At 63.2% G+C, this 22,201-nt stretch carries 14 protein-coding genes; 8 read left to right on the forward strand and 6 right to left on the reverse strand.

The genetic code is table 11. The annotated features are described in order from the left end of the window. Nucleotides 1-34: 34 nt before the first annotated feature. Nucleotides 35-2,410 carry an efflux RND transporter permease subunit gene (locus AC1M7R_RS22775; protein WP_337349279.1) on the forward strand — a complete coding sequence of 792 codons (2,376 nt, stop codon included), beginning with the start codon at nt 35-37 and terminating at the stop codon, nt 2,408-2,410. A 109-nt stretch (nt 2,411-2,519) separates the two neighbouring features. Here the strand turns inward: AC1M7R_RS22775 and AC1M7R_RS22780 are convergent, their stop codons facing one another. The 3 genes from AC1M7R_RS22780 to AC1M7R_RS22790 all read right to left on the reverse strand — a co-directional run bounded on the left by AC1M7R_RS22780 (nt 2,520) and on the right by AC1M7R_RS22790 (nt 9,963). Then, the gene (locus AC1M7R_RS22780) at nt 2,520-7,232 is read right to left on the reverse strand and encodes a dermonecrotic toxin domain-containing protein (RefSeq protein ID WP_490609935.1); all 4,713 of its coding nucleotides are present in this window, start codon (nt 7,230-7,232) and stop codon (nt 2,520-2,522) included. Nucleotides 7,233-7,367: 135 nt separating this feature from the next. Further along, nucleotides 7,368-8,087: a FadR/GntR family transcriptional regulator gene (locus AC1M7R_RS22785; RefSeq protein ID WP_072398909.1), complete on the reverse strand. Its 720-nt coding sequence runs from the start codon at nt 8,085-8,087 to the stop codon at nt 7,368-7,370. A gap of 139 nt (nt 8,088-8,226) precedes the next feature. Further along, nucleotides 8,227-9,963, reverse strand: coding sequence for an IlvD/Edd family dehydratase (locus AC1M7R_RS22790; RefSeq protein ID WP_072398910.1), 1,737 nt, complete (start codon nt 9,961-9,963; stop codon nt 8,227-8,229). 192 nt (nt 9,964-10,155) lie between these two features. Between AC1M7R_RS22790 and AC1M7R_RS22795 the strand changes: the two genes are divergently transcribed. The 7 genes from AC1M7R_RS22795 (at nt 10,156) to AC1M7R_RS22825 (ending at nt 16,471) form a co-directional block, all read left to right on the forward strand. Beyond that, complete coding sequence (locus tag AC1M7R_RS22795) at nt 10,156-11,478, forward strand: MFS transporter (protein WP_072398911.1); 1,323 nt, start codon at nt 10,156-10,158, stop codon at nt 11,476-11,478. A gap of 88 nt (nt 11,479-11,566) precedes the next feature. Further along, nucleotides 11,567-12,559, forward strand: a complete 993-nt coding sequence (gene araD1 / locus AC1M7R_RS22800; RefSeq protein WP_072398912.1) for an AraD1 family protein — start codon at nt 11,567-11,569, stop codon at nt 12,557-12,559. 13 nt (nt 12,560-12,572) lie between these two features. After that, nucleotides 12,573-14,153, forward strand: coding sequence for an aldehyde dehydrogenase (NADP(+)) (locus tag AC1M7R_RS22805; RefSeq protein WP_072459543.1), 1,581 nt, complete (start codon nt 12,573-12,575; stop codon nt 14,151-14,153). Nucleotides 14,154-14,390: 237 nt separating this feature from the next. Next, entirely contained in the window at nt 14,391-14,687 is a 297-nt protein-coding gene (locus AC1M7R_RS22810; protein WP_072398948.1) for a DUF5629 family protein, read from the forward strand. Beyond that, the gene (locus tag AC1M7R_RS22815) at nt 14,674-15,849 is read left to right on the forward strand and encodes a lactonase family protein (RefSeq protein ID WP_072398914.1); all 1,176 of its coding nucleotides are present in this window, start codon (nt 14,674-14,676) and stop codon (nt 15,847-15,849) included. The genes AC1M7R_RS22810 and AC1M7R_RS22815 overlap by 14 nt, the downstream gene beginning before the upstream one ends. Before the next feature lie 155 nt (nt 15,850-16,004). Next, on the forward strand, nt 16,005-16,184 hold the full coding sequence (locus AC1M7R_RS22820) for a hypothetical protein (protein ID WP_072459544.1): 180 nt from the start codon (nt 16,005-16,007) through the stop codon (nt 16,182-16,184). Nucleotides 16,185-16,345: 161 nt separating this feature from the next. Further along, entirely contained in the window at nt 16,346-16,471 is a 126-nt protein-coding gene (locus tag AC1M7R_RS22825) for a hypothetical protein (protein ID WP_256327602.1), read from the forward strand. Nucleotides 16,472-16,606: 135 nt separating this feature from the next. Here AC1M7R_RS22825 and AC1M7R_RS22830 read toward each other — a convergent pair whose 3' ends face one another. Genes AC1M7R_RS22830 through AC1M7R_RS22840 form a run of 3 tightly spaced genes read right to left on the reverse strand, consistent with a single transcriptional unit; the run spans nt 16,607 to nt 22,085 of the window. Continuing rightward, nucleotides 16,607-17,209 (reverse strand): glutathione S-transferase, encoded by a 603-nt coding sequence (locus AC1M7R_RS22830; protein ID WP_490609936.1) that lies wholly within the window; start codon nt 17,207-17,209, stop codon nt 16,607-16,609. Then, a complete protein-coding gene (locus AC1M7R_RS22835) occupies nt 17,206-20,847 on the reverse strand; it encodes an AAA family ATPase (RefSeq protein ID WP_490609937.1) in 3,642 nt (1,213 codons plus the stop codon). Before AC1M7R_RS22835 ends, AC1M7R_RS22830 begins: the two co-directional genes overlap by 4 nt. Continuing rightward, entirely contained in the window at nt 20,844-22,085 is a 1,242-nt protein-coding gene (locus AC1M7R_RS22840) for an exonuclease SbcCD subunit D C-terminal domain-containing protein (RefSeq protein WP_490609938.1), read from the reverse strand. The genes AC1M7R_RS22835 and AC1M7R_RS22840 overlap by 4 nt, the downstream gene beginning before the upstream one ends. Between the last annotated feature and the right edge of the window lie 116 nt (nt 22,086-22,201).

The raw sequence follows: 22,201 nt of genomic DNA on the forward strand, positions 1-22,201 counted from the left end.
ATGAGTCGGGCACAATAACAACAAGGCGGACCCCATGAGCAGTCATCACCAAGACAAGGCGACCTTCCTCGAGCGCCTGATTTTCAACAACCGCCCGGCAGTGATCGTCATTTGCCTGCTGGTCAGCCTCTTCCTGTTCTGGCAGGCCACGCTGATCCGGCCGTCCACCAGCTTCGAGAAGATGATTCCCCTGGAGCATCCCTTCATCGAGAGGATGCTCGAACATCGCAACGACCTGGCGAACCTGGGCAACACGGTACGGATTTCCGTGGAAGCCACCAATGGCGACATCTTCTCCAAGGAATACATGGAGACCCTGCGCCAGATCCACGACGAAGTCTTCTACATTTCCGGCGTCGACCGTTCCGGGCTCAAGTCGTTGTGGAGCCCGAGCGTGCGCTGGACCGAAGTGACGGAGGAGGGCTTTGCCGGTGGCGAGGTGATTCCCCAGAGCTACGACGGCTCGGCCGACAGCCTGGAGCTGCTGCGCAACAACGTGCTCAAGTCCGGCCAGGTAGGGCGCCTGGTGGCCAACGACTTCAAGTCGAGCATCATCGATATCCCGCTGCTGGAGTCCTACCCGGACCCTCAGGACCAGGGCAAGCTGCTGTCCCTGGACTACCAGAAGTTTTCCCACGAGCTTGAAGACAAGATCCGCAACAAGTTCGAAGCCCAGAATCCCAACGTACAGATCCATATCGTGGGCTTCGCCAAGAAAGTCGGCGACCTGATCGATGGCCTGATCATGGTGGTGATGTTCTTCGGCGTGGCGTTCGTCATCACGCTGGTCCTGCTGTACTGGTTCACCCATTGCATGCGCAGCACCATCGCTGTACTGAGCACGACCCTGGTGGCGGTGGTCTGGCAGCTGGGCCTGATGCATGCGGCCGGTTTCGGTCTGGACCCCTACTCGATGCTGGTGCCGTTCCTGATCTTCGCCATCGGTATTTCCCATGGCGTGCAGAAAATCAACGGCATCGCCTTGCAGTCCAGTGAGGCGGACAACGCCCTGACCGCGGCGCGGCGGACCTTCCGGCAATTGTTCCTGCCGGGAATGATCGCGATCCTGGCGGACGCCGTGGGCTTCATCACCCTGTTGATCATCGACATCGGTGTGATCCGCGAACTGGCCATCGGTGCGTCCATCGGTGTGGCGGTGATCGTGTTCACCAACCTGATCCTGTTGCCGGTGGCGATTTCCTACGTGGGAATCAGCAAGCGTGCCATCGAGCGCAGCAAGAAAGATGCGACTCGCGAACATCCGTTCTGGCGGTTGCTGTCGAGCTTCGCCAGCGCCAAGGTCGCGCCGGTGTCCATTGCCCTGGCCGTGCTCGCCTTTGGCGGTGGCCTCTGGTACAGCCAGAACCTGAAGATCGGCGACCTGGACCAGGGGGCACCGGAATTGCGCCCGGACTCGCGTTACAACCAGGACAACAACTTCATCATCAGCAACTATTCCACCAGCTCCGATGTGCTGGTGGTGATGGTCAAGACCAAGACCGAAGGCTGCTCGCGCTACGAGGCCATGGCCCCCATCGATGAACTGATGTGGAAGATGCAGAACACCGAGGGCGTGCAGTCGGCCATTTCTTTGGTGACCGTGTCCAAGCAGATGATCAAGGGCATGAACGAGGGCAACCTGAAATGGGAAACCCTGTCGCGCAACCCTGACGTGCTGAACAACTCCATCGCCCGGGCCGATGGCTTGTACAACAACAGCTGTTCCCTGGCGCCGGTGCTGGTATTCCTCAATGACCACAAGGCCGAGACCCTGGACCGTGCGGTGAAGGCGGTGCAGGACTTTGCCAAGGAAAACAACCGCGAGGGCCTGGAATTCATCCTGGCCGCCGGTAACGCCGGCATCGAGGCGGCCACCAACGAAGTGATCAAGGAATCGGAACTGACCATCCTGATCCTGGTGTACATCTGCGTGGCGACCATGTGCATGATCACCTTCCGCTCCTGGGCGGCGACGCTGTGCATCGTGCTGCCGCTGGTGCTGACGTCGGTGCTGGGCAACGCCCTGATGGCGTTCATGGGCATCGGCGTGAAAGTCGCGACCCTGCCGGTGGTGGCGTTGGGCGTGGGGATCGGCGTCGACTACGGCATCTACATCTACAGCCGCCTGGAGAGTTTCTTGCGGGCCGGTCTGCCGCTGCAGGAGGCCTACTACCAGACGCTGAAATCCACAGGCAAGGCGGTGCTGTTCACCGGCCTGTGCCTGGCCATCGGTGTCTGCACCTGGATCTTCTCGGCCATCAAGTTCCAGGCCGACATGGGGTTGATGCTGACGTTCATGCTGCTGTGGAACATGTTCGGTGCGCTGTGGCTGCTGCCGGCGCTGGCGCGTTTCCTGATCAAGCCGGAGAAGCTGGCGGGGCAGAAGGGCAACTCGCTGTTTGCCCACTGACCGAAAGTTGAAACGGCAAAGGTGCAACCTTGATCCACTCAAAGGCCCTGGAGTGAATCCGTGGCGAGGGGATAAATCCCCTCGCCGCGGTCACCGCCGTCTCAGGTAATCAAGGCGCCAACGGCAAGAACCTGCTCTGCGCCAGCGGCCTGCCGATCTGTCCTCGATGCACATTCACCACCGCGTAAGGGCTTTTCGCCTTGGCCAGCATTGAATGGTAATGCTCCTTGCGCTGCTCCTTGGTTTTCAGATGCGCCACGCTGAAGTCAGCTTTTGGCGTTTCCGCCGTTTCGTAATGAAAGTGCGCATACCAGAGGGGCCAGCCGTCCCGGTCATTGATGGCGTATTCCTGGAGAAAATCCTTGCGCTCGCCTTTCAAGGCTTTGCGTTCGCCGAGCCTTGCGACTTGCACCAGGTCTTTCTCGAACAGGTAGCGAAGGTTGCTGTCGGTGGGCGGCAGTTTCAGGCTCAATTCGGTGCGCAGATCGCTGCCCCGGGTGGTCAGGCGCGAAACGGCGTCTGACAGTTGCCCGGTCAGTGTCTGATCGGCTGCGGTGCGCGGGGTTTTCGAGGCGGTGAAGGCTCGTTCGAGTTCTTCGGCCAGCTTGCGGTAGCGACTTGCCTCATTGCTCAGGATTTCTTCGATTTCCTGAGGGAAGCGGCACTGGGTTTTATAGCGCTCGGCGTTCGCCAGACTGTTGTCCAGTTGCCCGAGCAGTTTTCGTGCATCGGCCTTGATCGCTTTGACCGAGCGTGTGCGGGGTGCCGGGGTCGGTCGTTGGACTTCGACGATGTCCCAGATGTCGTCGTGTCGCGAGTAGGTGGCGAGCAACCTGTCGTCGACTTCAGAGCGCAGCTCGACGACCTCGATCGGCAGTGATGTGCCGGCCGGCTTCAAGTCACCGATCAACACGCCGCTCTTGCGCGTCTTGATCACCTTTTTCTGCGGACGTCCGGCAGCTGTCCTGCTGCGTTTCGGCGGGCGCCTGCGGGGCTGCGGCTCGGGCTTGATTTCGGCGGCCAGCTTCGTGGACGCCTCTTCATAAAGGCCCTCGACCAGCCTGAACAGCCTGCCGAAATAGGACGTGTCCATGTCAGCGACATTGAGGGCTTTCATACCCTGCATGGCATCGAGTGCCGCGCCATAGTGTTCGACCAGGCTTTCCAGGACCTCGATCTGTTCCGATGGGGTCAGCTCGTAGGTGCTCAGGTCGGACTGGGAGCGCGCCTGTTCCATCAACAGCTGGGTGACGCTGTGCAGGTTCTCGGGAAGATTGGAGTCGGGATCCTTGAATATCAGTGCCGCCAGCGTAGGCAGTTGCAGGGCCTTGGTGGCCAATGCCGTTCGTTCACCCAATGGACGGTCCTGGGTCAGGCGTTCGAACACTTGCGCGCCGGCGGCACCCTGGTTCAACAGCGCTTCCAGATAGCGATCCCTGAGTTCCAGCCAATAGATCGAGCGATCGTTAATGTCACTCAAGGCGTCAAGGTAGTTGAAATAGTCGAGAAGGTTGCCAGCGACATTCGCTTGCAGGGTCGAATAATCGTGCGTGAATTGGCCATAGGCGGCATCCAGCGCCGTCAGCTCGAACTCGTTGATCAGGAAGCCCTTGCGGGCGTTGTTGACCACGTTCTCCATCAACGCCCGAATGATGCCGGAGGGCAATTGCATATCGTGGCTGGCATATTCGGTGACGTTGTCCAGCAGCTTCAGATAGGTGTCAGTCTGCTCCTCAAGGAGCTTGTAGAACCGCGCCCGCTTGTCCGCGCGTTGCGCCTCGGTAAAGTTGCCTTCCTGGGCCCTCGTCATGACTTCCTGGGCGGTGTCCAGGGCGCGTTGCCGATCGGCCTCGTCCTTGTAATAACTCTTCAGCAGCTCACTCAGCTCGGCCGCGCGTTGGGCCTTGATGTCCCGCAGTTTCGCCAGGCGCTTGGGCGGCATGCCCCCACGCAGGCGCAGGCGCAGGTCGATGGACCAGTTGCCGCGGGTATCGGATTGCAACACTGGGCCATTCTGGGCCGGATCCCGTGGGGCCAGGGGGTTGACGATGATCGCGCTGCCGTCCGATTCAGGGGTCACCTGATACATTTTTCCATCCACCAGGGCGTGCCAGGTGTTGCGGATGACGTACAGGCCCGTGTAGGGGCCATATTTTGTCGGCTCTGGCAGGGACGCCGGTTGGCTTACCTGAAAACGTTGCAGGCGGGCGAGCTGCCCGGTCGTCAAGCGACGGCTCGCGCTGGCGAAACTCAGGTCAAGGTTCGCGCCGCTGTTTCCCAAGCGTTCCCCTGGCAAGGCCACGGGGCCCTCATGGATGCTCGGCGGTGCGGGGGCGGGCCATTGCTCCGGGACGATGCGCGGCGCCGGAGGACGCATCGCCTGTTCCTTGAGCGCCTCGGGCAAGGGGGGGCGAGGGGACGCACTGATGGAGGGGAACTGGACGAGCAGCATGCCGAGGTTGAGCAGCAGGTCGACGGCGGCGAGCTCCCGCGTCACCGAGTCTTCGCTGGCCAGGGCCGGGATGTCCTGGTTGGCGCTGGCCATCAGGTTCCATAGCCAGGCGGTGGCCATGGCCGGGCCGCGCAACAGGGGCAACAGCAAGGTGTTGAACAGCAGGCTGCCACCGTGCAGCAGAACGGCCCAGCGGCTTTCGCTGTTGGAAACCGAGTCCCGGTCCGCCTGGGTGACCAGGGCCCGCGCATTGCTGCCGTAGAGATACTGCATCAGTTCGCCGTTGCGCAGGAACTGCCGCAGCTCGTCGTTGACGCTGTCGACCGCCAGGGTCGCCGGCGCCGGCTTCTGGGGAAGGCTGAACTCATCGCCCTGGTAGAAACGCACGATATGGGGTTCCTGGAAACCGCCGTTGGCATAGATCACGCGAGCGGCGTCGGACATCCAGGTCAGTACGCTCTGGTGCAGGTCACCGGGCTCGACGATGGCCTGCAGCAATGCCTGTCGCGTCGGGTATTGCAGCAGCGACGGCGTATAAAGGGGGCGATACAGCACATGCGGGCCAGTGGCGATGTCTTCCGGCTCGATGATGAACATGTTCGCCACGGTATCGGGATGGGCTTCAGGCTTGCGCAGGAAGGCCAGGTGGCGGATGACCACGGGAGCGCCGCTGACTCGTTGCTCATCGGCCTCGGGGTTGAGCAGGGCTTCGAGCAGGGCCAGGCCTTGGCGGGTCATGCCGTTTTCGTGGTTGAGGATCTGCTTGAGGGCATCCAGGGGCAGTTGGGCGGGGATCTGTTCGGCGAATATCCGCTGACGCTCGTGGGCTTGTGACACATCGTCCAGCAGCTTTTGCTGCAAGTAGCGCGGGTAGGTCGTGCCGATGTCCACCTGTTCGATCAGCCCGCCCTTGCGGGTGATGAAATCGGCTGTCAGCCATACCGGCAATGCCAGGCCCTTACGATGGCTGAGGACCGGGTCCACGCCGGGCCGGGCGACGAGATTGGCGATCGCCAGTTCGGTCAGGCTGATGGTTCGTTTTTCGACGATGCCGATGGTTCCCGGATAACCCGCCGCTGCGCTGAAAGTCAGTCGCACATCGTCGGGCTGGTATTGGCTGGCCTGGGCCTTGGCCGGGCTGCGGTCGTTGGCCTTTTGCAAGGCGCCGAGCAGGGCATCGGCGGCGAAGGCCTTGATGTCCTGGATGTCGCTGAGAAAGGTGCGCCCCTGGTTGCGTTTCTTGGCACTGGCCAATGCCAGGCTGTATTGCTGGATTTTCGTCCTGTCGAGGACCGACGCCTGTTTCAGCCAGTCCGGAATCAGGGGGGCGATCCATGCCGACGTTTCGGGCATCGGGCGCGGGGCGTCGAGCAGGTAGCGGGCGGGGTCGCTCAGCTCGTTATAGAGCGTCTTGAGGTCGGGCAGGCCAATGCGCGAGGGCAGTTGCACGGCGTCCAGGTCGGCCAGCTGTTGTTCCAGGATCATGGCCGACTGGGTTTCGAAAACGTTGCCACCGATCTCGTTGCGCTGGCAGGTCACGGTGTCCACGACGTAGCGGCTGGCAATCACGGTGCCCCAATGACGCGTAAAAGCCTCCAGGGAGTCGAAGGCCTGGAGAGCGCCTCCAGCACTGCAAAGCAGCAAGACCGTCGCGTTCTTCACGCAGTGGATCAGCAGGACCTCGCTGCTGGTCAATACGCTGTGGGAGCCGTCCCGAGTGAGCCGGGTCTCCAGGCTGTAGGCATGGACGGCAGCCTTTGCATGGTGCCGCAGGCGTTGTTCACGGTCCGGCCATCGGACAACCTGGTCGAGGGCTTGCCGAGCTTGCCCGCCAAGGTCTTGCTGCTGCAGGCTGCGGATGTGCAGCAGGTTCTTGAGCACATCACTGAGCCACTGCCAGCGGCTGGTGCCGTCCTGCCTGTCAACCTGCGGGCTGCTGTCGATGTTGGCGTTCCAGTAACGCGTCAACGCATCCTCCAGCCCGATCGGCACACGCCAGGGCAGTTCGAGCAGCAGCTTTTCGATGACCTTCATGTCCAGCTTGCCATCGTCTGGCGCAAGGAGCCGCGGTGGTGCGTCGGACAGGAAACTGCGACGCCCCTTGAGATCCTTGAACTCAATGGGGGTGCCAAGCGCCAGGTAATCGAGGACGCGGGGCATGAAGGGTTCAAGCAGGTAGCCGCGGGAGGCCGTATCGGGTGTTGCCAGCCGGGTCTTGGAAAGATCGAAGGCCAGCGTGGGGTATTTTTCCTGGATGGCTTGCTTGAGCATGCGTTGTGCGAACTGCTCGAAGGTGGGGCGACTGGCAAATTGCAGGCTGACGCTTTGCGCAAGCGCAGAAGGGGTGGTGGCCGGTGAGGGCAGGGTCATGGGAAGTCCTTTTCATGGGGTCGTTGGAATGACGCCTGGAAAAGTATCGACCTCTGGTGCCCGTGCGGGCGGTATATAGATACCACCGGGAAGGATGACGTTTATGCCAGGCCCCGATGGGCCTGGCGGGAGATATCAGGCCGGATCGGTGCCCAGCACCACGTTCAGCGCGCTGCGGGCATCGTCCAGTTGCACCAGGGTGGCATGGCGTGCGCCGAGGGCGTCGCGGTTCTCGATGGCGGTGAGGATCGCCTTGTGCCGTGGCATCGCCAGTTCATGCAGGTTGGGCCGTTGGTTGGAGTGCTTGAGCGCTTCGGCGATGGCCACCGACAACATGTTGCACAGGTTGGCCAGCAGGTCGTTGTGGGTGGCGTCGGCGATCAGGCTGTGAAAGTCCAGGTCCGGTTGCAGCATGGCTTCGGGCGTCGGCGCCGCTTCCATGCGCTGGTAGGCCTCGCGGATCGCGGCAATATCGGCCTGCGTGGCGAACTGCGCGGCCAGGGCCGCAGCGGCCGGTTCGATGATGCTGCGCACGCTGGTCAGCACGTTGAAGAATTCATTCTGCGGACTGCTCTTCATCAGCCAATGCAGCACATCGGGGTCAAGCATGTGCCATTCCCGGCGCGGCTTGACCACCGTGCCGACACGGGGACGCGAATACACCAGGCCCTTGGCGACCAGCACACGGGTGGCTTCGCGCAGGACCGGACGGCTGACGGCATATTCTTCGCAGAGCAGCGCTTCGGCGGGCAATTTGTCGTCGGGCTTGAAGCGCCCGGAGACGATCTGCATCCCCAGTTCCTGGACGATGCGGGCGTGCATGCTTTTGCGGTCGGAGGGTTTACGGTAATCCATGGGACGCGATGCGTTCCTGTACGAAGAGATGCTGCGCATGATAGCAGGCGCGGCGATGGCGGGTCGCTAGTGCCTTCAATGCTGACGCCGGCCTACTGTGGGAGCGAGCTTGCTCGCTCCCACAGGGGTATGGCAGGGGTCAGTGGGAGTGGCGTGGTACTTCGGCGCCGCGGCAACCCACCAGGAAGTCGAAGTCACAACCCTGGTCGGCCTGCAACACGTGGTCGATGTACAGCTGGCGGTAGCCGCCTACCAGCAATTGCTGCGGTGGGGCGATGTCGGCCAGGCGGGCGGCGAGTTCGGCGTCCGGGATGTCCAGGTGCAGACGGCCGCTGGCGCAATCGAGTTCGATCCAGTCACCTTCCTTCACCGCCGCCAATGGCCCGCCGGCCGCGGCTTCCGGTGCCACGTGCAGCACCACGGTGCCGTAGGCGGTGCCGCTCATGCGCGCGTCGGAAATGCGCACCATGTCGGTCACGCCCTGGGCCAGCAGTTTGGCCGGCAAGCCCATGTTGCCCACTTCGGCCATGCCCGGATAACCCTTGGGCCCGCAGTTCTTCATCACCAGGATCGAATCGGCATCCACGTCCAGTTCCGGGTCATTGATCCGGGCCTTGTATTCATCGAAGTTCTCGAACACCACCGCGCGGCCGCGATGCTGCATCAGTTCGGGGGTCGCCGCGGAAGGCTTGAGCACCGCGCCCAGTGGCGCCAGGTTGCCGCGCAGCACGCAGATGCCGCCGTCGGCGCGGATCGGGTTGTCCAGGGTGCGGATGACTTCATCCTGGCCGTAGATCGGCGCGTCCTTGGTGTTCTCGCCGATGCTCTTGCCATTGACTGTCAGGGCGTCCGGGTTGGGAATCAGGTTGGCCTCGCCGAGACGGCGCAGCACCGCCGGCAGGCCGCCGGCGTAGTAGAACTCTTCCATCAGGAAGCGTCCGGAGGGTTGCAGGTCGACGATGGTGGGCATGCCGCGACCGATGCGAGTCCAGTCGTCCAGGTCCAGTTGCACGCCGATGCGCCCGGCGATGGCCTTGAGGTGGATCACCGCGTTGGTGGAACCGCCAATGGCGGCGTTGACCCGGATGGCGTTCTCGAACGCTTCCTTGGTCAGGATCTTCGAGAGCCTGAGGTCTTCGCGGACCATTTCCACGGCACGCATGCCGGACATATGGGCCAGCACATAGCGCCGTGCATCCACGGCCGGAATCGCGGCGTTGTGGGGCAGGGAGGTGCCGAGGGCCTCGGCCATGCAGGCCATGGTCGAGGCGGTGCCCATGGTGTTGCAGGTGCCGGCCGAGCGGGACATGCCGCCCTCGGCCGCAAGGAAGTCGTCGAGGGTGATGGTGCCGGCCTTGACCTGCTCGCTCAATTGCCAGACCACGGTGCCCGAACCGATGTCCTGGCCCTTGTGCTTGCCATTGAGCATCGGCCCGCCGGTGACGACGATGGCCGGTACGTCACAGCTGGCGGCCCCCATCAGCAAGGCCGGGGTGGTCTTGTCGCAACCGGTGAGCAGCACCACGCCGTCGATCGGGTTGCCGCGAATCGCCTCTTCCACGTCCATGCTCGCCAGGTTGCGGGTCAGCATGGCGGTGGGGCGCAGGTTCGATTCACCGTTGGAGAACACCGGGAATTCCACCGGGAAGCCCCCGGCCTCGATCACGCCGCGCTTGACGTGGTCGGCGATCTGCCGGAAGTGCGCGTTGCACGGCGTCAGCTCCGACCAGGTATTGCAGATGCCGATGATCGGCTTGCCGTGGAACTGATGGTCGGCGATGCCCTGATTTTTCATCCAGCTGCGGTACATGAAGCCGTTCTTGTCGGCGGTGCCAAACCATTGGGCCGAGCGCAGGGAGGGTTTCTTATCAGACATGATCGATTCTCTTATTGTATGACTATATTGTTCCAGCTTGAGCGTAACATATGCTCAATTTGTCAGGTTTGGAAGTGTTGTTGGGTAAATAGTATTACTATATAGTCCAATTCAACGGAGGGATCGTCCTGGCGCCATGCGCGAGAGAAATCCCCCGAGGTTCCATAACAACAACAATCGGAGACCGGACCCATGAGCCAGGAACTGCGGCTTATCCGCCGCATCACGCTGAAACTGATTCCCTTCCTGATCCTGCTGTACCTGATCGCCTACGTGGACCGCTCTGCGGTGGGCTTCGCCAAGCTGCACATGGGCGCCGACATCGGCATCGGCGACGCGGCCTATGGTCTGGGGGCGGGGTTGTTCTTCATCGGCTATTTCCTGCTGGAAATCCCCAGCAACCTGATGCTGGAACGCTTCGGTGCCCGGCGCTGGTTCGCCCGGATCATGATCACCTGGGGCGCCATCACCATCGGCATGGCCTTCGTGCAGGGCCCCTACAGCTTCTATGTGATGCGCTTCCTGCTGGGAGCGGCCGAAGCCGGTTTCTTCCCCGGCGTGCTGTACTACATCACCCAGTGGTTCCCGGTGCGCCATCGCGGCAAGATCCTGGGCCTGTTCATTCTTTCCCAGCCCATCGCGATGATGATCACCGGTCCTGTATCCGGTGGTTTGCTGGGCATGGATGGCATCCTCGGCCTGCACGGCTGGCAGTGGTTGTTCATCGTCATCGGCCTGCCGGCGGTGCTGCTGACCTGGCCGGTGCTGCGCTACCTGCCTGATGGCCCGCAACAAGTGAAATGGATGGACCAGGCCGAAAAGGACTGGCTGACCGGCGAGCTGAAGAAGGACTTGCAGGAGTATGGCCAGACCCGTCACGGCAACCCGCTGCACGCCTTGAAGGATAAGCGTGTCCTGCTGCTGGCGTTGTTCTACCTGCCGGTGACCCTGAGCATCTACGGCCTGGGCCTGTGGCTGCCGACCCTGATCAAGCAGTTTGGCGGCAGCGACCTGGTGACCGGTTTCGTGTCATCGGTGCCATACATCTTCGGCATCGTCGGCTTGCTGATCATCCCCCGCAGTTCTGATCGCCTGAACGATCGTTACGGTCATCTGGCCGTGCTTTATGTGCTGGGGGCCCTCGGCCTGTTCCTCAGTGCCTGGCTGTCGGTGCCGGTGCTGCAACTGGCGGCGCTGTGCCTGGTGGCGTTCGCGCTGTTCTCCTGCACGGCGGTGTTCTGGACCCTGCCGGGGCGTTTCTTTGCCGGCGCCAGTGCGGCAGCGGGCATCGCGCTGATCAACTCGGTGGGCAACCTGGGAGGCTATATCGGGCCGTTCGTGATCGGCGCGCTGAAGCAATACACCGGCAACCTGGCATCGGGGCTGTACTTCCTGTCCTGCGTGATGGTGTTTGGCCTGGTGTTGACCGGCGTGGTGTATCGGTTGCTGGAGCGCAAGCATGTACTGCCGGCCGATCAGTTCGCGGCCAGCGCCCGGGGGGCGACGCGTACCTAGACCACTGCACTTGACTGTGGGAGCGAGCCCGCTCGCTCCCACAGGGGGACTGCACCGAATTCAAGTTTTGCTTACAAGGAGAAAAGATATGCGTTTAGTTCAGTTCGAATTGAGTAATGGCGAACGCCGTGTCGGTGTGGTCGAGGGCGACCGGGTGCGGGAAGTGCAGGGCGCCAGCACGGTGCGCGACCTGGCCTTGGCGGCCATCGAGGCGGGTGTGAAGCTCGAGCGGCAGGTGGACAGCCTGGGCCTGGGCGCCAGCCATGACTACGCGCAATTGCTCGCTGAGCTGCGCATCCTGCCGCCGCTGGATCATCCGGATCCGGCGCACCTGCTGGTCAGCGGGACCGGCCTGACCCACCTGGGCAGCGCCTCGGCGCGGGACAAGATGCATCAGCAGGCCGGCGACGAATCAGCCATGACCGACACCATGCGCATCTTCAAGTGGGGCGTGGAGGGGGGCAAGCCCGCCGCGGGCCAGGCCGGCGTGCAACCGGAATGGTTCTACAAGGGCGACGGCAGCATCGTGGTCCGTCCGGGCCACCCGTTCCCGCTGCCACCGTTCGCTGAAGACGCCGGCGAAGAGCCGGAAATCAGCGGGCTGTATGTCATCGGCCACGACGGCAAGCCTTATCGCCTGGGCTTCGCCGTGGGCAACGAGTTCTCCGACCACGTCATGGAGCGCAAGAATTACCTGTACCTGGCCCACTCGAAATTGCGCAGTTGCAGTTTTGGCCCGGAACTTCGTCTGGGAGAACTGCCTCAACATCTGTCCGGGACCAGTCGTATCCTGCGCAACGGCGAAGTGCTGTGGCAGAACGAATTCCTCAGCGGCGAGGCCAACATGTGCCACAGCCTCGAAAACCTGGAGTTCCATCACTTCAAGTACAGTCAGTTCCTTCGCCCGGGGGACGTGCACGTACATTTCTTCGGCACCGCGACCCTGTCGTTCGCCGACGGCATCCGCACCCAGCCGGGGGATGTGTTCGAAATCAGCCAGGCTGAGTTCGGCGCGCCGCTGGTCAACGGGATCGCCCCGGTGGACGCGGTGTTCAACCCGGGTACTATCGGCACACTTTGAAAGGAGACTTGCGATGAACCAGATCCTTGGCCACAACTACATCGGCGGTGCGCGTAGCGCGGCCGGCCAGACTCGCCTGCAAAGCGTCGACGCCAGCACCGGCGAGGCGTTGCCCCATGACTTCATCCAGGCCACGGCAGAAGAAGTCGACGCCGCCGCCAAGGCCGCGGCTGCGGCTTATCCGGCCTATCGCAGCCTGAGCGCGGTGCGCCGGGCCGAGTTCCTGGAAGCCATCGCCGATGAACTGGATGCCCTGGGCGATGAGTTCGTGGCCGTGGTCTGCCGTGAAACCGCGTTGCCGGCGGCGCGGATCCAGGGCGAGCGCGGTCGCACCAGCGGCCAGATGCGCCTGTTCGCCAAGGTCCTGCGCCGCGGCGATTTCTACGGTGCGCGTATCGACCGCGCCTTGCCTGAACGCACGCCGTTGCCACGTCCGGACCTGCGTCAGTACCGCATCGGCCTGGGGCCGGTGGCGGTGTTCGGCGCCAGCAACTTTCCCCTGGCATTTTCCACGGCCGGTGGTGATACCGCGTCGGCCCTGGCTGCGGGTTGCCCGGTGGTGTTCAAGGCCCACAGTGGTCACATGGCGACGGCTGAGCACGTGGCCGATGCAATCATCCGCGCGGCGGAAAAAACCGCGATGCCGGCCGGTGTGTTCAACATGATCTACGGTGGTGGTGTCGGTGAGTGGTTGGTCAAGCACCCGGCGATCCAGGCCGTGGGCTTCACCGGTTCCCTCAGGGGCGGGCGTGCCCTGTGCGACATGGCGGCCGCGCGGCCCCAGCCGATACCGGTGTTCGCCGAGATGTCGAGCATCAACCCGGTGATCGTCCTGCCACAGGCCCTTGAAAGCCGCGCCGAGAGCATCGCCCGCGACCTGACCGCCTCGGTGGTGATGGGCTGCGGTCAGTTCTGCACCAATCCCGGCCTGGTGATCGGTATCCGCTCGCCGCAATTCACGGCGTTCACCCAGCAGGTGGCCGCCTTGATCGGCGACCAGGCGCCGCAATTCATGCTCAATGCCGGCACCTTGCAGAGCTATGGCAAAGGCTTGCAGAAGTTGCTGGCTCATCCGGGCATCGAACACCTGGCCGGGCGTGAACAGCAGGGCAACCAGGCCCAGCCGCAGTTGTTCAAGGCGGATGCCCGCCTGTTGATCGACGGTGACGAGGCGTTGCAGGAAGAAGTGTTCGGGCCCACCACCGTGTTCGTCGAAGTGGCCGACCAGGCGCAGCTCAGCGCTGCGCTGAACGGCCTGCACGGTCAACTGACCGCCACGATGATCGGCGAGCCGGCGGATTTCGAACGGTTCAGCGAATTGACGCCGTTGCTGGAACAGAAGGTCGGTCGCATCTTGCTCAATGGTTATCCGACCGGTGTCGAGGTGTGTGATTCGATGGTCCACGGCGGGCCTTACCCGGCGACGTCCGATGCCCGGGGTACCTCGGTGGGCACCTTGGCGATCGATCGTTTCCTGCGCCCGGTGTGCTTCCAGAACTACCCTGACAGCCTGTTGCCGGAGCCGCTGAAGAATGCCAACCCGCTGGGGATCCTGCGGCTGGTGGATGGCGTGCCGGGGCGCGAGGCGCTCTGAGGAGTGCGATGGGGCAGTTGCATTGAGGTTTGATGGACGGCTGCCATCGCGAGCTAGCTCGCTCCCACCATCAGGATTCCAGTGAATACACATCCTGTGTTCACAAAAGATCCAGTGTGGGAGCGAGCTTGCTCGCGCGGGCCATTGTCCGGTCGACATTGCTTTTGAAGTGATGGCCCAAGGTCCACTGACACATTGGGTTATCATGGCTGCTTTCCCAACGACCGACTGATCACCATGACTGCCGTAACCGCCCCCCTGCTGCAAGCCCTCGATAAATGCGACATGCTGATCATCGATGGGCTGCACGCGTTCGATTTTTTCCTCGATGAGCAGGACCAGCTGCACGTCGAGTGCATGAACGGTCGCACGCTCGAGCATTGGCGTTTCACCGCGACGCAAATGCGGGCCGCGACCTTCGATCACGCCTCGAAGCACTGGATCATCAGCAGCGACTCGGGCGATCACCATCTGGAGTGCGTGCAAGCCACCAGCGGCCACGACGACGAGGATGACGAATATGAAGATGCGTAGTCTCTGGCCATTGCTGATGGCTAGCAGTGTTGGCGCCATGGGCGTCCAGGCGAGTACCGATGAGCGCCACTCGTTGCTGGTGGGTTCCTACACCGCGGGCCAGAGCCAGGGCATCTATCGGTTGCAGTTCGACAGCCGCACCGGCCAGCTCGATGCCAAGCCCCTGCAGGTGGTCAAGACAGACAACCCTTCCTGGCTGACCCTTTCGGCCGACATGACCCGCCTGTTCGTGGTCAACGAAAACGGGCCGGGCCAGAAGGATCCGGTGGGCAAGGTCAGCAGCTACGCCATCGACCCGGACAGCCATGCGCTGAGCCTGATCAACCAGGTGCAGTCCCTGGGCAACGAGCCGACCCATTCCAGCCTCAGCGGCGATGGCCGGCACCTGCTGGTCAGCAATTATTCGGTGGTGGAAGATCCGGGCGGCAGCCTGGCGGTATTGCCGGTGGGGGCGGACGGCAAGCTGTCGCCCGTCGTGCAGTTGAGCAGCCATCAGCCGAGCCGGGTCAACCCCGAGCGGCAGATGTCGGCCCATGTGCACGCGGCGGTGTCTTCGCCTGACGGCAAGTATGTGTTCGCCAATGACTTGGGGGCGGACAAGGTGTTCGTCTACCGCTACGACCCCAAGGCCAACCCCGAGTTGCCCCTGACTGCCGCCGACCCGGCGTTCGTGCAGCTGCCGCCCGGCAGCGGGCCGCGTCATCTGCTGTTCAGCGGTGATGGCAAGCACGCCTGGCTGACGATGGAAATGTCCGCGCAAGTGGCCGTGTTCGACTACCAGGACGGGCGCCTGACCCAGCGTCAACTGGTGGACCTGGCCGCCGGCAAGCCTCAGCCAGCGAAGGCCGCCGCGGCGCTGCATGCATCCAGGGACGGCAAGTTCCTGTACGTCAGCAATCGCGGCACCACCAACGAGCTGCTGGTGTTCGCCATCGACCCGGCGGCCGGCACGCTCAAGGAGCTGCAGCGGCGCTCCGTGGAAGGCGACCATCCACGGGAGTTCAGCCTCGACCCGAGCGGTAGATTCCTGCTGGTCGCCAATCAAAAGAGCAACCAGATCGTGGTGCTGGAGCGTGATCCAAAGACCGGCCTGCTGGGTAAAACCGTGCAGAAGGTGGCGATGGATGCACCGAGCGATTTGAAATTCATGCTGCGTCAATAGACCGCAGCCCCCGTGTTCCGGGGGCTGCGCCGTTGTATCAAGACGATTGATATCGGTTAGTGTTGCAAAGCATTTCAAGACCAGACGCCTCGGCGCGTAAGTTTGCTTCACGGCCCAACCGGGCAAGTCAGCCAACTGAATCCGAGGATACCGCCATGAACCTGAATCTTTTCTCCGTGATCGCCGCTTCCGCCATCTCTGCCACCGTGGCACTGCCTGCCAGCGCCAGCGTCGAGATCAGCAACAAGACGAATCGCACCCAGACCTACACCGAGAAATACCTGCAACAGAGCGCCAATTTCTACGCCGCACTGGACCACAAGAGCCAACACTGAAATACCGCATCACCCCTGACGCCTGCGATCTTTTCATCTTTGAGGAAGAGAAAAGATCGCAGGCTTCATTCGTTTGCGAAATTCCCGCTGTAATATCATATGGCCATGTGTTTAAATTTGACGCTGACAAATTGACTCCTTAGCGGACAAGGATCGACACCATGGCAATGCGTCTGGCAGTAATGCTGCTTTTCCTCTATTCCACCCCGATTGTTTCCGCGGCCCAACCGGTCCCCGGCGAGCTGGAAGCCGCTCGGGAGCGACTACTGAGTTTCCTGCACGACTGACAGGGCAGGGGCTGGTTGCCTTTGTGGCGAGGGGATTTACCCCCGCTGGAGCGCGAAGCGGTCCCCTTTTGCGGTCGCTGCGCAACCGAGCGGGGATAAATCCCCTCGCCACAGGGGTGATGTGAGGGCAGTTGGCTACTTGGCCATGATGGCCACGAACAGCTCGGAATCGAGCAGCCGCTGCAACCAGCGCTGCAGGTTCGGGTAGGGCGCCTGGGCGAACCATTGGCGATCCACATGGGCGAACTGGCGCACGAAGGGCAACACTGCCACGTCCGCCAGGCTCTGGTGCTGCGCCGCCAGGAAGGGCCGGGTTGCAAGCAGTGCCTCCAGGCGGCGCAGAAAGTCTTCACCTTCGCTGCGGTAATACTCCTTCGGGTATTCGGGGTAGCGTTCGGGGTATTTGTAGCGATTCAAGTGCAGCTTGAACACTTGGTCGTTTTCCTCGATCAACGCCGCGGTCAACCCCTGGCCGTCGGCATCGTCCCGTAGCCTCCAATCTTGCGGGTCGTGCCGGGCCAGGGCCCAGCTCATGATCTCCAGGCTTTCATCGATCACCCGGCCATCGACCTGCAGCACCGGCACCGTGCCTTTGCTGGAAAGGGCGAGCATCTCGGCCGGCTTGGCCTTCAGGCTGACCTCGACGATGTCCAGTTCGACAGCGCTATAGCGCAAGGCCATGCGCGCTCGCATCGCATAAGGGCAGCGTCGAAACGAATAGAGCGTGGGACGGCTCATTTTACCTCCACGGTGCTTAAGCCGTTGCCCTGGCGGCGAACCTGGATCTGCACCGGGATCCGCTCGTGCATTTCCTGCACATGGGAGATCACCGCGACCTTGCGGCCCTGGGCTTGCAGGCCGTCCAGCGCATCCATCGCCAACTGCAGGGATTCTGGATCGAGGCTGCCAAACCCTTCATCGATGAACAGTGACTCGATTCTCAGCGTGCTGGAGGCCATGGAGGCCAGCCCCAGTGCCAACGCCAGTGAGACCAGGAAAGTTTCACCACCGGACAAGGAATGCACCGAGCGCAGTTCATCGCCCATTTCCGTATCCAGCACCAGCAGCCCGAGCATGCTGCCGCCGCGCTTGAGCCGGTAGCGGCGTGCCAGTTGCCGCAGTTGGACATTGGCGTGGTGCACCAGCAGGTCCAGGTTGTAGGCCTGGGCCAGTTTGCGGAAGCGGTCGCCGGTGGCCGAGCCGATCAGGGCATCCAGGCGCGCCCAGCGCTGATATTCGGCATAGGCCTGGTCGATCTGCAGGGCGAGGGCCTGGTTGGCGTCCTGCCGGCGCTGGTCCTGCGCCTGTTCGGCGCGTAGCTCGGCGCATTGCTGCTCGCTGGCGGCCAACTGCGTCTGCAGCTCGGCGAGGGCGTCGCTCAGGGCCTCGGGCGATGGATTGCCGTTGTGCTGGGCCTGATGGTTGTGCAGGCGCTGCTCGCGTTCGGCCAGCCGTACCCGGGCCTGTTCGACGGCCTTCTCGCCATGGAGCAATCGCTGGCGTAACGGGCCGACATGTTGTTCGTCCAGTTCGAGCAGGGCCTGCAGGGCTGCGTCGTCCAGTTCCGGATGGGAGGCGCGCCATTGGCCGATGCCAGCGGCCAGCGACTGAAGTTCTGCGTCCAGGGCCTGGGTCTGTTCCTGCCGGGCCTTGAGCTCGGCGGCCAGTTGCACCAGTTCGTTGCGCCGTTCATGCAGCTGCTGACTGGCCGCCGCCTCGGCGCTACGAGCCTGCTCCAGGGCCTGCTCGAGCCTTTGTTGCCACTGCTCGGCGCTGGCGTGTTCCCCCAGCAATTGCTTGAGTGCCTGCTGGCAGGCCTGCTGCTGTCCGGTCAGGGCCTGGAGTTGTTGCTGTGCCGCTTCCAGCTGCTGGGCCCGGGTCTGCTGACGGTCCTGTTCCTTCTCCAGGGCCTGCTGGCGCTGGAGCTGTTCGCCCAGTTCGTCGCGCTGCTGTTCCAACTGCTCCAGGCGCCGGGCGATCTGCTGGTCGAGCTGCATGAACGTCGCGGCGGGCTCGGTGCGCAGGGCTTGCAGGGTGTCGGCGGGCAACAACGCGCTGAAGTGGCTCAGTTCCTCATCCAGGCGCTGGCGATCACGGGTCAGCTCCTGTCGCTGGTGCTCCAGGTGCTGCGTGGCCTGCTGGCTGGCGGTTTCGGCGGCTCGCAGGTGTTGAGCCAGGCGCGTGGCGTCCTGTTGCAGGGTCAGCAGGGCGGCCTGGCGTTCTTCGTCCTGGGTGATGCGCAGGTTCAGCTGGCTGTTCTGCTGGGCGAGCCAGGCGTCGCGCCGGGGGGCGTCCTGGGCCGACAGTTGCGTGGCCAGTGGATGGGCTTGCAGGGTGGGGTTCAGCGCCTGTTGCTGGTCGGCCAGCTGTTCATGCTGCTGCCTGAGTTCCTTGAGCTGGGCGATGACGCCGCTGTAGCGGGTCCGCAGGTCGATGACTTTCTCATTGAGCCGCTCGACGGCCTGGCGGGCGTTGGCTTCTTCGCTTTCGTCGTGGCGCCCGAGGCTTTGCAGCAGGGCTTCGGGCTGATGATAAGGATGCTCGACGCTGCCACATACCGGGCAGGGCTGGTCGTCCTGGAGTTGCGCGCGCAATTGCTCGACGCTCTCGCTTCGGGCCAGGCGCTGGCGCTCCAGCAGTTGGCGGGTGACAGTCAGGGTCTGCTCGGCCACCCCCAGCTCGGCCTTGGCTTCGCTGCCTTCGCGCACCAACCGGTCACGCTCCTGCAACGCCTGCTGCTGGCGTTGTTCCAGTTCGGCTGCGCGTTTGTCCAGGTCTTGCTGGAGCGCCCACAGGCGCGTCAGCTCCTCGAAGGCACGCTGTTGCTTGCGATTGTCCTGCAGCAGGGTGCCGAGCAACTGGACCTGTTCGGCCACCGCTTCGGGCTCGGCGCCGGCTTCCTTGTAGAGCACTTCCAGATCCTGCCGACGTGCCGCCAGGTCCTCGGCGGCACGGGCGGCGCTGTGTTCCAGGGTGGCGAGTTCGGCCTGGCCCTGGTTCAAGCGATTGCCGATCAGCATCAGTTGCTGAAGGCGATCGCGATAGGCATTCCAGGCGTCGCTGAGAGGCGCAAGGTGGCCGCTCTGCTCCAGCTCGATGGCGATGCGCTGCAGGCGTTCGGCTACCTGCCGTTGCTGTTGTTGCAGGGTCTCGATGGTGCGCTGGCCTTCGATGCAGGCCTGCTGGGCGTGTTGCTGGCGTTCGGCAGCCTGATTGACCTCGGTGGCGAGACGGGCAAGGGTGCTCTGTTCATCGAACGCCTGGCGCAACGACAGTGTGTTGTCGGTGCTCTGCTGTCGAGCCGCGACCAGCGCCAGTTGCGCCGCCTCCAGGCCTTTTTCCAGTTCCGCCCGTTGTTCGTTCAGCTCGATCTGTCGCTCGCTGAGTCGCTGGATCTGTGTCGCCAGGGGCGCCAGTTGTCGAGTCAGTTCGGCCTGACGGACAAACTGATGCCGCTGGGGCGCCAGGTGTTCCAGGCGGGTGAGCTTCAGGCGTTCGTCGGCCAGGGCGGTCCATTCGGCCTGGGCCTGTTGCAGCTGTTCGGCGGCGCTGGCGTGTTCGTCCTGCAACTGGTGCAGGTCCTTGAGCCAGGTGTGTTGCTGCTCCAGTTGCTTGAGTTGCGCCTGCTGGAGCCTGAGCTGCTGCTGGGCCAGGTTGAAACGCTCATCCAGCTCGGCCCGGGCCTGCGGCGCCAGGGGGGTGACGCCGCTGGCCTGGTCCTGCAGCTGCCTGTGGGATTCCTTGGCCTGCTTGGCCTTGTCGAAGGCACGACGGCCGAGGCGGGTATAGAGCGCAGTGTCGGTGAGCTTTTCCAGCAGCTCGCTGCGTTCGTTGTCATCGGCCTTGAGGAACGCACTGAACTCGCTCTGGGCCAGCAACACGGCGCGGGTAAACTGTTCGAAGTTCAGGCCCAGGGCCGCTTCGAGCTGGGTCTTGTATTCGCCTTTCTGGCTCGCCAGCAGTTGATCGTTGTCCAGGTCCCGCAGGCTCTGGCGACTGGCTTGCAGTTTGCCGCCGGCTTTTTCCCGGGCGCGGTTGGCTTCCCAGCGGGCGCGGTAGCGACGCCCGTCGATGCCGCGAAAATCCACTTCGGCATAGCCGTCGCCGGTGCCGCGACGCAACAGCGTGCGCGGATCGCCGGTGGCGACTTCACCGTCGGCGTCCGGCACCTTGGCATCGCGGCCGGTGTGGCTGAGGCGCGGCACGGTACCGAACAGCGCCAGGCACAGGGCGTCGAGCAGGGTACTCTTGCCGGCGCCCGTGGGACCGGTGATGGCGAACAGGCCGGCGCTGGCCAGGGGTTCGGCGGTGAAGTCGATGTCGAAGGGCCCGGCCAGGGAGGCGAGGTTCTTCAGGCGGATCGCGAGGATCTTCATGCTTGCTCCTCCTGCGTCTGCACGTCTTGCAACAGCAGGGCAAAATCCTCGAGGGTCTGTTCATCCACTTCGTTGCCGTAGGTGTCCTGCCAGGCGCGGCTGAACAGTTCCTGGGGGCTGAGTTGATCCAGCTCGATCAGCGCCGTGTCGTCGATACGCCCGGCTCCTGCGCTGCCGGCGTACTCGGCGGCGATCCGCACCAGTCGCACGGCCTTGCCTTGCAGCGCGGTTTCCACCTGCTGGCGCAGGTCCGGCTGCGGTTCGTCGAGACGTACCCGCACCTCCAGCCAGGGCTGGCGCTGGATGTCGGCCAACAGGTCGATGTCAGGCAGGTCCTTGAGCTGTACCAGGATCTCGGCCAGGGGAGCCGGGCCCAGGCGTTGCAGGTTGACGGCGCGGGGGATCAGCCTCGGCTCGACCTTGACCAGGGTTTCGCCATCCAGGGTGATGTCGAGGATCTGATGCGAGTAGCCGATCTCGGAAAACGACAGCGGGATCGGCGAGCCGCTGTAGCGGATGCGCTCTTCGCCATTGACCTTCTGGGGCTTGTGCAGATGGCCGAGGGCGACGTAGCTGATGCTGGGACCGAACAGGCTGGCGGGCAGGGCTTCGGCGTTGCCGATGATCAGGCTGCGTTCCGAGTCTTCGGACACCGAACCGCCGGCCATGTGCGCATGGCTGACGGCAATCAGCGCCTGGCCTTTCTTGCGCTTGGCGTTGGCGGCCGCGATCAGCCATTCATGGACCTGGCCAATGCCCCGCAGGTAGTCGTCCCCCAGCTGCGCGCCGGTCACTTCCGCAGGCCGCAGGAAGGGCAGGGCCAGGCACCACGCCTTGATCTTGCCCTTGGCGTCGGGCAGGGGCAGCAGCAGGCGCTCGACGTCCAGCTGTCCATCGTCCAGCCACAGCACCCGGCCCAGGGCATGGGTACGCAGCCGCCGCATCAAGGGCGCGGGCAACTCGATCCGCGAGCCGGAATCATGGTTGCCGGCGATCATCACGATGGTCAGGTTGGCATTTTGCTCATGGGCACTGACGATGAAGTCGTACAGCCGTTCCTGGGCTTTGACCGGCGGATTCACGGTGTCGAAGATGTCGCCGGCGATCAGCAGCACGTCGGGTTTGTCGCAGGCCAGCTGGCGCAGCAGCCATTCAAGGAAACACGCGTGTTCGAAATCGCGTTCCTGGCCGTGCAGGTTTTGCCCCAGGTGCCAATCGGAGGTGTGGAACAGACGCAAGGCAAACTCCAGAAAACAGGTGATGGCCGCGGTGAAGAGAGGGGCGGCTAAAAGAAGCAGAGTTTACTGGGAAATGGGAAGCAGGACTTGCTCAACTTCGTTGGATGTACCGATCG

This window comes from Pseudomonas sp. MS01C9, assembly GCF_058202755.1.